Here is a 13,140-nt window from a genome sequence, read left to right on the forward strand (position 1 = left end):
CCCGGTCGGCAGGCTGTTCGTTGCTCGGGGCCGGAACCTCGAACTCATGGCCGAGTGCCGCCGCCAGCAGCTGCTCGGGACCGGAGCGCACAGCGAAGTTGTGCTCGAAGAACTTGGCCACGATGACCCCGTCGGCATCGATGACGTACGACCCGGGAAACGGAAGGCCGTACCAGGGGTGATCATCGGGCGGGATCAGCGTGTTCAGGATCCCGAACGACTTGATCACCTCGCTGTCGGGATCCGACAGCATCGTGAACGTCGTGTCATGCGCCTTGGCGTAGTCGGCCAGCGCATCGGGCTCGTCGTAGCTCAGTGCGTACAGCCGGACGCCCGCTGCCCGGAAGGCATCCATGCCTCGTTCCAGCTCGACCAGCTGGGTTCGGCACGGCGGTCACCACACCGCCGAGCGGTAGAAGACCACCACGGCAGGCTGGCCGGCCCGGTCGGCATGCACGTCGACCAGGCGCCCTGACTGATCGGTTGCAACGATGTCCGGCAAGCGCGATCCCACCTCGGGGCCGGTCGGGAAGTCGCCCAGCGGGATCCGGCGACTCCCGTTGCCCGGCGGCTCGGGCATGTTGAAGCCCTCCGCGTCCTCGAAGTAGGGACCGTCCGAGGGTCCGCCTCGGGTGTCCACCTGGATGTCCATCGCCTGCTCCGATCGTGCGACGTGCGGTGCCGATCATTGCACGCCGGGGCTACGTTGCGGCCGTGGCAGACACTCCATTCAGCGGCCGGCGCGAGGACGAAGCGCTGCTGCGCGGCCAGAGCACCTACATCGACGGGCTCGATGTCCCCGAGCTGGCGGGCGCAGCGCAAGCTGTGTTCGTGCGGTCAGCAGAGGCACATGCACGTCTTGCCTCTGTCGATGTCACGGAGGCCCGGACGGCGGACGGGGTGATCGCCGTGTACCTCGGGCCCGAGGTGGACGGCTGGCCGTTCCCGCCCCGGCTGCCGTCGATGAACCGGGACCTGTGGCGGCCGCTCATGGCCTATGACACTGTTCGCTTCGTCGGCGAGCCCATCGCCCTGGTGATCGCCGAGACCCGTGCTGCTGCGGTGGAGCTGTGACGTGACCGTCGAGTTCGACCTGACGCATCCCCGGCTCGGCCCCCACCCGATCGAACCGCTCGCCGGTGCATCAAGCTGGGGTGCCGACGGGCGCTGCACGGCGTGGGTGTGCTCGCAGCGGCCCGCAGGCGCCAAGCACGTCATCGAAACACTGCTCGGCCTCGAGCCGGGAACGGTGCGAGCCATCTCGCCCGATGTCGGCGGCGGCTTCGGCGCCAAAGGGGGATGGGGCTGCTACCCCGAAGATGTCGCTGTGGCATGGGCGGCGCGCGAGATCGGGCGGCCGATTCGCTGGGCGCAGACCCGCTCCGAGGCATCCCTGGCCATGGGCCATGGGCGGGCGTCACGTCACCGCGTCCGCATCGGCGGCAACCGCGACGGCACGATCGTGGCGTACGCCGTCGACGCGCTGCAGGACAGCGGTGCGTACCCGGCGATGGGCACCAACGTCACCAACAACCTGCGCAACAGCGGCACCGGCGTCTACGACATCGCGCACGCAACGCTTCGAGGAACGTCGGTGGTCACCAATACGACGCCCACGGTGGCGTTTCGGGGCGCAGGCCGGCCCGAGGCGGCCTGTTCCATCGAACGGGCAGTCGACCGATTCGCTCAGGCCATCGGCCGTGACCCGCTCGAAGTCCGCCTCGCCAACCTCGTGCCGCCCGAACGGTTTCCCTACCGCACCGCGGTCGGAGCCACCTACGACAGCGGCGACTACCCCAAGGCGCTGCGATTGGCTGCAGAGCTGGCTGACTATGCGGGACTGCGGGCCGAGCAGGCTGATCGACGGGCAGACGGCGGCAGCGAAACGCTGCTGGGCATCGGCGTGAGCTGCACCACCGAGGTCACCGGCGGCGGCGAGGGGGAGCGGGCGACCGCCCAACTGGCGGCCGACGGCAGCGTCGACGTGGTGGTCGGCACCTCGCCCCACGGGCAGGGCCACGAGACGACGTTCGCCCCGGTGGTGGCCGAGCAGTTGGGCCTCGACGTCGACCTGATCACGATCTCCCACGACGACTCCGATCGCTCGCCCGTCGGCGGGGGCACGATCGGGTCGCGTTCAGCGCAGCTCGGCGGCGCAGCCGCCCACGGAGCGGCCCTTGACTTGGTGGCGGCCGCCCGCGAGCGTGCTGCCGAGCTGCTCGAAGCCGATCCCGACGATGTCACGCTCGATACCGATCGCGGGCTGTTCCATGTCGTAGGCACGCCGGCTCGGTCTCTCGGCTGGGCCGACCTGGGCGAACTGAGCGTGCACCACCATTTCCGGCCTGAAGGCGGGGCCGGATCGTTCTCATTCGGTGCCTGCGTGGCCGCAGTGGAAGTAGACCCCTCAACCGGCGCGGTGCAGGTGCGCCGGCTGCTGAGCGTTGACGACGCCGGCGTGATCCTGCAGCCGGTGCTGGCTCACGGCCAGGTGCACGGCGGTCTGGCGCTGGCTGTGGGCGCGGCGCTGTACGAGGAGATGTTCTACGACGACGACGGCATCCCGATGACGGTAGGGCTCGCCGACTACGCCATGCCGTCCGCAGCGGAGCTGCCGTTCTTCGAGAGCCACGAGACGGTGACGCCGTCGCCCCTCAACCCGTTGGGCGCCAAGGGCATCGGTGAGTCGGGGACCGTGGTTGCCACCCCGGCGATCCACAGTGCAGTGCTCGATGCCTTGGCGCCGTTCGGCGTCGAGCATCTGGATCTACCTCTGACTCCCGAGCGAATCTGGCGCGCTCTGCAGGAGAGCTGAGTCGACCGTTTCAGACGGGGAGCGATCCGCCGCGTGCGCGGCGCAGCTGTCAGTCGGCGTCAGCGCCGACGCGGGGGGTGAAGCCCGACTTGGGTGTGCCGGCGCCCTTCAGGGCTGCGGCGGCCCGCTCATTCTCGAAGATCTTCGACAGGATCGCCTTGCCCGCCCGGTCGAAGTACTCCCGGTGGTCGATCACAAATTCTTTCGATTCTTGCATCGGCGCGATCTGGCCTCGGATCGCAGGAATGACATAGCGAGCGATGAGATCCCAGCTGCGGAACATGGCTTCGGGGTCGGCCCAGTCGTTGACGAATCCCATCATCACGCCGAATCCACCGGTGATCTCCTGCATCCGCAAGATGTTCTCGATGAGGTCGTCGGGCGTGCCGATGACCCCAGCGGCGGTGTCTGGGTCGGCGTAGAAGTCGATGGCGTCTGCGGTTGAGGCGAGGCGCTCGAGGCCGGGACGCTGCAGCGTGTCGACGTTGTATTCGTTGTGCCAACGAAGCAGCCCGTGCTCGACGTCGCGCCGTGCCTGATCTCGCGTCGGCGCAACGTGGAAGTTGAACATGACCCGCCAGTCGGCGCGGTCCACGATTTGATCGTGCTTGGCCGCTGCCTCCTCGGCGAAGCTCCACTGCAGCGGCAGCGATGCCAGCCCTTCGGTGGACATCGATCCGATCGACAGGACGCCCATGCCGTACTTGCCGGCGATCGTCATGCCAGACGGGCTGATCATCGACGCCGTCACCATCGGGATCTCGTGCTGGTACGGCAGGATTTGCAGCTTGGCGTCGTACACCGAGAACCAGTCGCACTCGTAGGTGAACCGTTCCCCGCCGGCCAGCAGGCGCTTGATGACCGGGATGGCTTCGTCTTGGCGGTCGCGCAGCAGCATCGGGTCGATGCCGAGCGTGTGGGCATCGGACGGCAGCGCACCGGGGCCGGTTCCCAGCATGGCCCTGCCGAAACTCATGTGGTCGAGCTGGACGATGCGCTGGGCGACGTGGAAGGGGTGGTGGTAGGGGATGGATGTGACGCCCGTGCCCAGCTTGATGCGGCCCGTGCGCATTGCGGCGCCAGCCAGGAACATCTCGGGCGAACCGATGGTCTCCCAGCCGGTCGAGTGGTGCTCGCCGCACCAGAACTCGTCGTAGCCCAACCGGTCGATGTGCGCGACGAGGTCGAGATCTCGCTGCAGCTGCAGTGTGGGACTCTCGCCGAGCGGGTGGTGGGGGGCCAGGAACGCTGCGAACTTCACCGTCGGGACCCTACCGAGGCAGAACCGTCACCGACATGGGCGACCCGGTGCTCACTGACGCCGCTAGCTGATGCTGCGTCCCCCGTCGACATCGAGGCAGACGCCGGTGAGAAACCTGGCCTCGTCTGAGGACAAATACATCACAGCGTTCGCGACGTCGGTCGGGTCGGACATGCGGCCCATCGGGATGCCCTCGACGACTGCTTCTCGCATCTCGTCTGGCATCTTGTCCAAACCGGTCGCCCGCTCGAAGAAGCGGGTCTCTGATGCCACCGGTGCGACGCAGTTGACGCGGATGTCTGGTGCGAACTCCTCGGCCAGGCCCCTCGTCAGCATGATCGTCGCCGCCTTCGATGTGTTGTACGGGGTCAGGCCTGGCCGGGGTCGCTTGCCGCCGATTGACGCTGTGCTCACGATCGAGCTGCCGGGCGGCATGTGCGGCGTGAAGTGCTTGGCGGCGAAGTAGACGCTGCGGGTGTTGACCGCCCACATGAGGTCGAATTCTTCTGTGGGGATGTCCAGTGTTGATCCCATCCGGTGAGCGAATCCAGCGTTGGCGGCCACGATGTCAATGCCGCCCCAGGTGTCCACCATCAGCCGAGCCAACTGGGCGTGCGCGTCTTCATCGGTGACGTCGAGCCGGAAGGTCAGGGCCCCGTCAAGCTCGGCGGCGACCGCTTCGGCGCCCTCTATGTCGATGTCGGTCACCATCACCCGGGCACCGCGCTCGGCGAAGCCCTGGCTGATCGCCTTGCCGAAGCCGGAAGCTCCGCCGGTCACGATCACCCGCTTGCCGTCAAACCTCATCGTCACTCCGTTCTGTGGTGAGCGGATCGTAGGTCGGTGTCATCGCCGGCCTGTTACGCTGCATCGCAGAGGCCAGCCGCCCCGGAGTTGGCAGAGCAACCCACTTGGGTAGCAACCGGGGGGCTGGCCCTCTCGCGACCGTAGTGATTGCCTGCCTCGGGTCGGCCTGAATTTCAATGTATGTCAGGGCGTGCTGAGGATTCCTGAGTCGATGAGGCTGTCGATCGTCTCGCCGTCGTAACCGACCTCAGCGAGGATCTCCCGACCGTGTTCGCCGATCCTCGGAGCTGGCCGCCGGACGCTCGGCGGCGTCTCGGAGAACTGCTCGGGCGGCGGGATGGACCGGTACGGGCCCGCGACCGGATGCTCCTCGACCGGTAGCTGGGATACGAGCTCATCCAGCGTTGCTGCCTCGGTGGCGGGAATGCCGTGCTCGGAACACAGCTCGAGCCATTCGGCAGTCGTTCGCTGGTCCAGTACCGACGCGACGTCGCGGTACAGGCTGTCGCTGTGGGTGACGCGCTCGATGGGCGTGGCGAACCGCTCGTCGGCGGCGAGATCGTGCTGTCCCCCTGCTTCGAACAGTGCGACATAGTGCTCGTGGTCGTAGGGAAGGATGTTGATCCAGCCGTCGGCGGTCCGCTGGGGCTTGCGCTCGGGCGTGAGGATGCGGGCATATCCAGCGCTCGCCACTGGGGGCTCGGAGATGGCGCCCGCACCGTGCTCGGCGAGCACGAAGGCGCGCATCACATCGATCATCGGGATCTCGATGCACTGCCCTTGGCCGGTCAGAGCCCGGTGGTACAGCGCCGCGGTCACAGAGTTGGCAATCGTCAGTCCACAGAACTTGTCGGCGACGAGGCTGGGCAGCAGCATCGGCTCGGCGCCCATGCGCCTGAACAGGTCGCCGATGCCGCTGGCGGACTGGATGATGTCGTCATAGGCGGGCGCGTCGGCCTGATCGCTCGAGGACGGGTAGCCATGTGCCCGGCAGAACACGATGTCGTCGCGAACCTCCCGCACTGCTTCGTAGTTCAGGCCGAGCCGTCCCAGCGGTCCGGGACGGAGGTTGGTGATCATCACGTCGCAGGTTGCGGCGATGTCCAAGAACGCCTGCCGACCACGCGGATGCTTGAGATCCATCGCGATGCTGCGCTTGTTGCGCAGCAGGTTGAGAGCGACGCCGGAGAACTCCGCAGTCGGGCCGGCGCCCATGCTGCGGTTGCGGTCGCCTGTTGCCGATTCGACGAAGATGACATCGGCGCCGAGGTCGCCGAGCGTCCGAGTGGCAGCCGGTCCCATGAGCACCGACGACAGGTCGACAACGCGCACTCCGGCCAGCGGTCCCGTCGCCCTCTCGCCCTCGCTCATCTCACCCCTCGACTGCCGTCGACGTCGCCGTCCGCAGGACGATAACCAGAACGGTGTCGTTCCTCTCGGGACGGAGCGAGCCACTGCCTGGTTCGCCGGGCCGCCGCGTGGGCATGGCGATATAGCTTCGACGCATGAGCGATGGCCTGGACGGGCTCCGGCGCGATGTCGCGCTCGGGTGTCGGGTGATGGCGCATCGCGGTTTGGTCGAGAACATCCTGGGGCACATCAGCGTTCGGATTGAAGGCGGACGGGCGCTGGTGCGGAGCCGCGGACCTCGCGAGCGCGGGCTGCAGTTCACCGTGCCAGACGATGTGCGCGTCGTCGACCTGGACACAGGTGAGATCGCCGACGATCCCGCTGGGGACTACGCGGTGCCAAGCGAGCTGCCGATCCACACGTCGGTGCTCGCGGCCCATCCCGATGTCGAGTGCGTGGTGCATGCTCACCCGCCCGATGTCGTGGTGGCCAGCCTGGCGGGGTTCGCGCTGGAGCCGATCTTCGGTGCCTATGACATCCCGGCCGCCCATCTGGCTGCCGCCGGTATCCCAGTGCACCCGAGATCGGTGTTGATCCGCACCGATGAACTCGCTGCGGAGATGGTCGCATCGCTCGGCGATGCCTCAGCGCTGGTGCTGCAGGGACATGGCGTGGTGACAACGGGCGCCGAAGTGGCCGATGCGGTGCTGCGAGCACTGCAGGTCGACACGCTGGCCCGCATGCATCTGCGTGTGCGAGCTGCGGGAGCCACGCCCGAGGCGATCCCCGAGAACGATCTGGCCGAGCTGCCGGACTTGGGGAGTGCTTTCAACCGTGAGACCCTGTGGAGACACCACTTGGCGGCCCTCGAACAGGACGGCCGTGGGCTGAGCTGAGGCCCGGGAGGACCGATGGATATTGACCAGGTCACGGCCTCGGTGCGACAGGGCCTCATCCCTGCCTACCTGTACAACGACGCCGAGGTGCACGAGCTGGAGCGGGCCCGGCTGTTCGGCCGAGCGTGGACGTTCCTGGCCCACGAATCCGAAATCGCCCGCCCGAACGACTACGTCGTGCGCAACATCGGGGACGACTCGTTCTTGGTGACCCGCGACGGCGACGGCCAGATCCACGTGATGTTCAACATGTGCGTCCACCGGGGGATGCAGGTGTGCCGGGCCGAGCGCGGCAACGCCCGCACATTCCGGTGCCCGTACCACGCTTGGACCTACAAGAACGACGGCCAGCTCGCCGGGCTGCCGTTCCACGTCGACGCCTACGGCGGCGAGGACGGGTTCATCAAGGAGGGCCAGGCGCTGCTGCGGGCGCCCTCGGTGGCGACCCGCAACGGCATGATCTTCGCCAGCCTCGACCCCGACGCCCCCGACTTCGAGACGTGGCTCGGCGACTTCGCCTTCTACCTCGACTTCTACACGGGCCAGAGCGACGCCGGGATGGAGTTCCGCGGACCGCAGCGCTGGCGCGTGGAGGCCAACTGGAAGATCGGCGCCGAGAACTTCATGGGCGACAGCTACCACACCCCCCACACTCACGCGAGCGTGGTTGACATCGAGCTGTTCGGCGAGCCGAAGCCGTACAAGCGCAAGGAAGGCGTGCTGTGGAACGCCGGGCCCGCAGGCGGCACCACCTACAAGCTGCCGCCCGGCAGCGACTTCAGGTCGGGGCTGGCCTACGTCGGCTACCCCGACGAGATGATCGACCGCATGCAGCACAAGCTGAGCGGCGCCCAACGTGCGCTTGCCACAGAGCCGGGCTTCATGCCGTCCGCCTCGACGCTGTTCCCCAATCTGAGCTTCGTGCACAACTGGCCGCAGACCGACGCCGACGGGCGGATCACGCCGTTCATCTCTGTGCGCCTGTGGCAGCCCGTCGGGCCGGGCGAGACCGAGGTGTACTCCTGGTTCTGCGTGGCAGCTGACGCCCCGGACGACTACAAGGCCGCCTCGTACAAGGCGTACCTGATGTGCTTCGGATCATCGGGCATGTTCGAGCAGGACGACGTCGAGAACTGGGTGTCGATCACGACAATGGCCAAAGGGTCGATGGCGCGGAATCTGCTGCTCAACAACCGCATGGGGCTCACGCTCGACGGCCAGCCGATCGTCGACCAGTTCGCTGACTTCGGAGGCCCGGGCACGGCGTACCAGGGCTTCGGCGAGCACAACCAGCGCCACTGGTTCTCCATGTGGGCCGACCTGGTGTCCCAGCCGGCGCCTGCCCGCGAGCCGATCGCCTTCGGCATGGGGGAGACCCCGGCGTGAGCACAGCGCGCTCGGGGGCGCCGCTTCCCTACAGCGACCCTCGGCACCAATCGGCTGAACAGTTCCTGGTGGAGGAAGCCCACCTGCTCGACACGTCGAACTTCGAGGCATGGCTGGGGCTGATGCACCCACAGATCCGCTACCGGATGCCCGTGCGGGTCACGGCGGTCAAGGCCACCGACGAGGCCGAGGTACAGACCATGGACCACTTCGACGAGGACTGGTACTCGCTGCAGAAACGGGTGCAGCGCTTCGGCACCGACTACGCATGGACCGAGGACCCCCAAAGCCGGATCCGCCATCACGTCTCGAACGTGCGGACCTTCGAAGGCGACAATGGCGAGTTGGTCGTCGAATCGGCGGTGCTGCTGTACCGCTCGCGGGGAGACCGCACGGCTCCGAGCCTCCTGTCAGCCGGCCGCACCGACGTACTGGTGACGACGCCGGATGGGCTGCGCTTGCGAGCCCGGGACATCGAGATCGACGAGTCGGTGCTGCGCACTCAGAACCTGGCGATCTTCCTGTGAGGCCACCTTGCGACGCCTCCGTGACGGCTCCGCGATGAGCAGGCTGGCCGGCAACCGGGCGTTGATCGTCGGGGCCGGGTCGGGCATTGGCCGGGGAGTCCACGATGCCTTCCTGGCCGAGGGAGCCAGCGTCGGTTCTCTCGAGATCGACCCGCACAAGTGCCAGGCGCTGGCAGAGGCATCGGCCGGACCTGTGATCTGCGGCGATGCCACGAGCGCAGACGACAACGACGCAGCCGTGGCAGCGATGCTGGACGCGTTCGACGGCATCGACACGCTGGTGAGCTGCGTCGGGCTGTTCGACTTCTACCTGGGACTCGAGGAGTTGCCGCCCGACGCCCTCGATGACGCCTTCGCCGAGGTCATGAACGTCAACGTGCGCTCGATGCTGCTGGCGGTGCGAGCCAGCATCGAACCCCTGCGCGAGAGCCAGGGCTCGGTGATCCTGACCGGCTCCACCAGCAGCTTTGTGCCCGGTCGCGGGGGAATCCTGTACGTGGCGAGCAAGTTCGCCGTGCGCGGTTGCGTGGTGTCGTTAGCGCATGAGCTGGCACCCGACGTCCGGGTGAACGGCGTCGCCCCCGGCGGCACGCACAGCACTGATCTTCGCGGGTTGCGCTCCCTGGGATTGCACGACCGATCCCTCGGTCAGGAGCCCGACCGTGTCGAGTCGATCCGGCGGCGGAGCCCGCTGGGCGTCGCCCTCGGACCAGCCGACCATGCCGAGTGCTACGTGTTCCTCGCCTCTGAGGCGTCACGCGGCATGACCGGTCGCTTCATCCACAGCGACGGCGGCGCCAATATCGGTTGACTCAGGGGTTTGACGGTAAGCGGACCGGGAGGTAGCGGGGACCGCGTACCTGCCCGCCTGCCCAGGTGACCTCGCCGGGCTCGCTCACCTCGAAGTCCGGGATGCGCTCGAACCACGTCCGCAGCGCGATGTCCATCTCCAAGCGAGCCAGATTCGAGCCGGCGCAGCGGTGGATGCCGGCGCCGAACGCAATGTGTCGGTTGTGCGGTCGATCCAGGATGACCTCATCGGGGCGCTCGAACACCTCCGGGTCGCGGTTGGCCGCGGGGAAGTTCATCAGCACCTTGCTGCCCTGAGGGATCGTGACCCCGCCGAACTCCACATCGGCGGCGGCCCGGCGCCCCATGGTGACCGGCGAGTAGAAGCGCAACAGCTCCTCGATGGCCGAGGGCCACAAGTCGGGTTCGGCCACCATGCGCTCGCGATCGGCGGGGTGGGTGCCGAAGTGCCACAGGGCTGACCCGATCGAGCTCCACGTGGTGTCGATGCCCGCAATGAGCTGCAAGTTGAGCATGCCCACGACCCTCATGGGATCGACCGGTTCGCCCTGGTCGTCGGTCCCCGCAAGCAGCGCCGAGACGAAGCCGTCGTCGGGGTTTGCCTGCTTCTCTTCGACGACCTCGCGGAAGTAATCGCGGATCACGCGCCGGTACTTGAGGCGGAGCTGCACATCGGAGAGCCCCAATTCCAAGATGCACTGCACCCAGTAGGTGAAATCGTCCACACGGCTCTCGTCGACGTCCATCAGGTGTGCGATGACCCGGGGCGGGATCTGCTGCGCGTACTGCCCGGCGGCGTCGACAGTGCCCTCGTCGATGAAGCCGTCGATGAGGCGGTTGGCGAGGTCAAGCGTGTACTGGCGGTGCGCCTGCACGGCCTTGTGCGTGAAGTGCGGCAGCAGCAGACGCCGGGTCCAGCCGTGCACCGGCGGGTCCTCCGAGATGGGCGCGGCGTTGGCGCCGTACTTCTCGAATACGGGGTCCATGAGCAGCTCTTCGATGATCTCCGGCGGCGGGGTCGTCACGAGCGGGTCACCGCTGGACAGCTCGGGGACCATCTTGGCGAGCGCCTGCACATCGTCGTACCGGGTGGGCAGGAACGAGCCGCCCCAGCGCTCGGTGTGGGCCACCGGGCAGCCCCCTCGCAGTTCGTCCCAGACGGGGGCCGGGTCGCGCACATAGTCGGGGTCGAAGATGTCGTAGTCGGTGGCCCAGTCTTCGACGGGAGCTGTGTCGGTCATCTCGCGGTTCCTCTGTGGTAGCGGCAGTTCGGTTTCAGAGCGGGCGCCGGAGCATGCCCGCCGGTCTGCAGCGCCAAGCGTAGGACCCGCGGTCGCCCTCAAGGCTCGATGAGCGGTGCCGTGCGGAACACCGTCAAGCCGGCGAACAGCGACTGCAGGATTGATCGATCTCCGGCGATCTCGGCTCGGTCGAGCGAGCCGGCGTCGTTGAGCGCAGCGGCGAGCGTGGAGCGATCCGTGCGGATCGATGCAACGGCATCCGGGTCGACAGCATTCGGCCGGTGGTGAATGGCTGAGCGGCCGACGCCGAGCACATGATCCTCGTCGAGATCGGTCAGGTGCACGTTGATAGTCACGGGCGCGGCATCGAACGCGTCGGGATCGAAGCGGACACCGATCACGTCGAACAGGTGCTCGGCAGTCATGGCCTGCGACATGTCCCGGGCAGGGATGCGGCCCCAGTCAGGCGAGCCCTCCCGCAGTTCCTTCGCGCCCATCAGGTAAGCGTTGCGCCACGTAGCTGACTCCGACTGGTAGCCGAGCTGCTCGAGCGCGTCGGCCTGAAGGCTGCGCGCTTCGGCATTCGCAGGGTCGGCGAACACCACGTGGTTCACGACCTGGGCCACCCACCGGTACTCGCCGCGCTCGAAGCACTCGCGTGCTCTCGCGAGCACTGCGTCGGCGCCGCCCATGAACTCGACGTAGTTGGCGCCTGCTTCGACCGGGGGGAGCGGGTCGAGACTGGCCGGGTTGCCGTCGTACCAACCGAGGTAACGGTTGTAGACCGAGCGGCAGTTGTGCGACACCGTGCCGTAGTAGCCCTGCACGTGGGACTGGTCGAACTCGGCCGGCAGCCGCAGCTGCGCGGCGATCTCCGTCGGTCGAAGACCCTGGTTGGCCAGGCGCATGGTCTGGTCGTGCATCCATCGGTAGACATCGCGTTGCATCGCCAGGAACGCCCGAACGTCCGCGGTGCCGAAACGGGGCCAGTGATGGCTCGCGAACATCACGTCGGTGTCGTCTGCCCACAAGTCCATGGCTTCACCGATGTACTTGCTCCACGCGAGCGCGTCCCGGGTCTGCGCACCCCGGATCGGGTACAGGTTGTGCAGCGTGTGCGTGCAGTTCTCGGCCATGCACAGCAGGCGCTTGTCGGGGAAGAAGAAGTTCATCTCCGCCGGGGCCTCGGCATCTGGCGTGTTCTGGAACACGATCCTGATGCCGCTGAGGATCCGTTCCTCGCCGGTCTCGTAGACGGTGTCGGTCGGCGCGATCAGATCGGATCGCGCCAAGCCCATCGTGGAGCCGAGCCCGCAGTCGACGTGGCCGAGCGGACCCGGCGGCAGCAACGGCCCGAACTGGTAGGCGGCCCGCCGGCCCATGATGGGCCCGGCGATGACGAACTCGCTCACGACTTCCTGCAAGAACCCGTCGGGGGCCACGATCTGCACGTCGCCGGCTGCCACGGCCTCGGCACTCGTCACCCCGAGCACGCCGCCGAAGTGGTCGGCGTGGGAGTGGGTGTAGATGATCGAGTTCACGGGTCGAGCGCCGAGCGTGCGGTTGGCCAGGTCCAGCGCTGCTGCGGCCGCGGGAGCGTTGGTCAGCGGGTCGATGACCAGCCAGCCGTCCGCTCCGGCCAGGAATGTGATGTTGGCGAGGTCGTAACCGCGCACCTGCCAGACACCGTCGGCTACCTCGAACAGGCCGTGATGGACGTTGAGCCGGGCCTGCCGCCACAGGCTCGGATGGACCGATGGGGGAGCTGTCGCAGACTCGTTGACGAAGGCGTGACGGGCCACATCGAACACGATGTGTTCGTCCATGGTGACGCGGCCATCGTCGATCTGGGCGACGAGGCCACGGCTGGCTCGTTCGAAGTCACCAGGATCGTCGAAGGAGATCGCGGCCGCAGTGTTGGCTGCAACGGTGAGACCAGTCGGCGGCTTCGGCCCGGGCGGACTGACCTCGTCGTGGTTGTCGTGCCCGCCTGGAGCCATGTCGGTCCTCCGTTGATCCCTTCGTGCGAGCGCCGCCCGCCGATTCG

The 13,140-nt window shown here is 67.5% G+C and carries 12 protein-coding genes and 1 pseudogene; 6 read left to right on the forward strand and 7 right to left on the reverse strand.

The window, feature by feature from the left end; translation table 11 throughout:
• Positions 1-112: 112 nt before the first annotated feature.
• Both VI480_RS10480 and VI480_RS10485 read right to left on the reverse strand, forming a co-directional pair.
• Positions 113-382, reverse strand: a pseudogene (locus VI480_RS10480) (redoxin domain-containing protein); the annotation flags it as partial.
• Positions 383-394: 12 nt separating this feature from the next.
• Positions 395-652 carry a hypothetical protein gene (locus VI480_RS10485; protein ID WP_323672786.1) on the reverse strand — a complete coding sequence of 86 codons (258 nt, stop codon included), beginning with the start codon at positions 650-652 and terminating at the stop codon, positions 395-397.
• Between the two features lie 62 nt (positions 653-714).
• On the opposite strand from VI480_RS10485, the gene VI480_RS10490 reads away from it, so the two are divergent.
• Both VI480_RS10490 and VI480_RS10495 read left to right on the forward strand, forming a co-directional pair.
• On the forward strand, positions 715-1,074 hold the full coding sequence (locus VI480_RS10490) for a hypothetical protein (protein WP_323672787.1): 360 nt from the start codon (positions 715-717) through the stop codon (positions 1,072-1,074).
• A gap of 1 nt (position 1,075) precedes the next feature.
• On the forward strand, positions 1,076-2,815 hold the full coding sequence (locus tag VI480_RS10495; protein ID WP_323672788.1) for a xanthine dehydrogenase family protein molybdopterin-binding subunit: 1,740 nt from the start codon (positions 1,076-1,078) through the stop codon (positions 2,813-2,815).
• 49 nt (positions 2,816-2,864) lie between these two features.
• Here VI480_RS10495 and VI480_RS10500 read toward each other — a convergent pair whose 3' ends face one another.
• The 3 genes from VI480_RS10500 to VI480_RS10510 all read right to left on the reverse strand — a co-directional run bounded on the left by VI480_RS10500 (position 2,865) and on the right by VI480_RS10510 (position 6,254).
• Positions 2,865-4,076 carry an LLM class flavin-dependent oxidoreductase gene (locus VI480_RS10500; RefSeq protein ID WP_323672789.1) on the reverse strand — a complete coding sequence of 404 codons (1,212 nt, stop codon included), beginning with the start codon at positions 4,074-4,076 and terminating at the stop codon, positions 2,865-2,867.
• A 63-nt stretch (positions 4,077-4,139) separates the two neighbouring features.
• Entirely contained in the window at positions 4,140-4,883 is a 744-nt protein-coding gene (locus VI480_RS10505; RefSeq protein ID WP_323672790.1) for an SDR family oxidoreductase, read from the reverse strand.
• Positions 4,884-5,066: 183 nt separating this feature from the next.
• On the reverse strand, positions 5,067-6,254 hold the full coding sequence (locus VI480_RS10510; RefSeq protein WP_323672791.1) for a CoA transferase: 1,188 nt from the start codon (positions 6,252-6,254) through the stop codon (positions 5,067-5,069).
• Between the two features lie 134 nt (positions 6,255-6,388).
• Between VI480_RS10510 and VI480_RS10515 the strand changes: the two genes are divergently transcribed.
• Genes VI480_RS10515 through VI480_RS10530 form a run of 4 tightly spaced genes read left to right on the forward strand, consistent with a single transcriptional unit; the run spans position 6,389 to position 9,853 of the window.
• Positions 6,389-7,129 carry a class II aldolase/adducin family protein gene (locus VI480_RS10515; RefSeq protein WP_323672792.1) on the forward strand — a complete coding sequence of 247 codons (741 nt, stop codon included), beginning with the start codon at positions 6,389-6,391 and terminating at the stop codon, positions 7,127-7,129.
• A 15-nt stretch (positions 7,130-7,144) separates the two neighbouring features.
• On the forward strand, positions 7,145-8,515 hold the full coding sequence (locus VI480_RS10520) for an aromatic ring-hydroxylating oxygenase subunit alpha (RefSeq protein ID WP_323672793.1): 1,371 nt from the start codon (positions 7,145-7,147) through the stop codon (positions 8,513-8,515).
• The gene (locus VI480_RS10525) at positions 8,512-9,042 is read left to right on the forward strand and encodes a 3-phenylpropionate/cinnamic acid dioxygenase subunit beta (protein WP_323672794.1); all 531 of its coding nucleotides are present in this window, start codon (positions 8,512-8,514) and stop codon (positions 9,040-9,042) included. Before VI480_RS10520 ends, VI480_RS10525 begins: the two co-directional genes overlap by 4 nt.
• Before the next feature lie 34 nt (positions 9,043-9,076).
• Complete coding sequence (locus VI480_RS10530; protein WP_323672795.1) at positions 9,077-9,853, forward strand: SDR family oxidoreductase; 777 nt, start codon at positions 9,077-9,079, stop codon at positions 9,851-9,853.
• Position 9,854: 1 nt separating this feature from the next.
• Here VI480_RS10530 and VI480_RS10535 read toward each other — a convergent pair whose 3' ends face one another.
• Positions 9,855-11,093, reverse strand: a complete 1,239-nt coding sequence (locus tag VI480_RS10535) for a cytochrome P450 (protein ID WP_323672796.1) — start codon at positions 11,091-11,093, stop codon at positions 9,855-9,857.
• 98 nt (positions 11,094-11,191) lie between these two features.
• Positions 11,192-13,093 (reverse strand): alkyl/aryl-sulfatase, encoded by a 1,902-nt coding sequence (locus VI480_RS10540; RefSeq protein ID WP_323672797.1) that lies wholly within the window; start codon positions 13,091-13,093, stop codon positions 11,192-11,194.
• Positions 13,094-13,140: the final 47 nt, after the last annotated feature.

This window comes from Candidatus Poriferisodalis multihospitum, assembly GCF_028283155.1.
Classification (GTDB): Bacteria; Actinomycetota; Acidimicrobiia; order Acidimicrobiales; family Poriferisodalaceae; genus Poriferisodalis; species Poriferisodalis multihospitum.

Coding starts and splice junctions, on each gene's coding strand:
- VI480_RS10485 (WP_323672786.1), bottom strand. CDS start 652: ATGGACATCCAGGTGGACACCCGAGGCGGACCCTCGGACGGTCCCTAC.
- VI480_RS10505 (WP_323672790.1), bottom strand. CDS start 4,883: ATGAGGTTTGACGGCAAGCGGGTGATCGTGACCGGCGGAGCTTCCGGC.
- VI480_RS10510 (WP_323672791.1), bottom strand. CDS start 6,254: ATGAGCGAGGGCGAGAGGGCGACGGGACCGCTGGCCGGAGTGCGCGTT.
- VI480_RS10515 (WP_323672792.1), top strand. CDS start 6,389: ATGAGCGATGGCCTGGACGGGCTCCGGCGCGATGTCGCGCTCGGGTGT.
- VI480_RS10520 (WP_323672793.1), top strand. CDS start 7,145: ATGGATATTGACCAGGTCACGGCCTCGGTGCGACAGGGCCTCATCCCT.
- VI480_RS10530 (WP_323672795.1), top strand. CDS start 9,077: ATGAGCAGGCTGGCCGGCAACCGGGCGTTGATCGTCGGGGCCGGGTCG.
- VI480_RS10535 (WP_323672796.1), bottom strand. CDS start 11,093: ATGACCGACACAGCTCCCGTCGAAGACTGGGCCACCGACTACGACATC.
- VI480_RS10540 (WP_323672797.1), bottom strand. CDS start 13,093: ATGGCTCCAGGCGGGCACGACAACCACGACGAGGTCAGTCCGCCCGGG.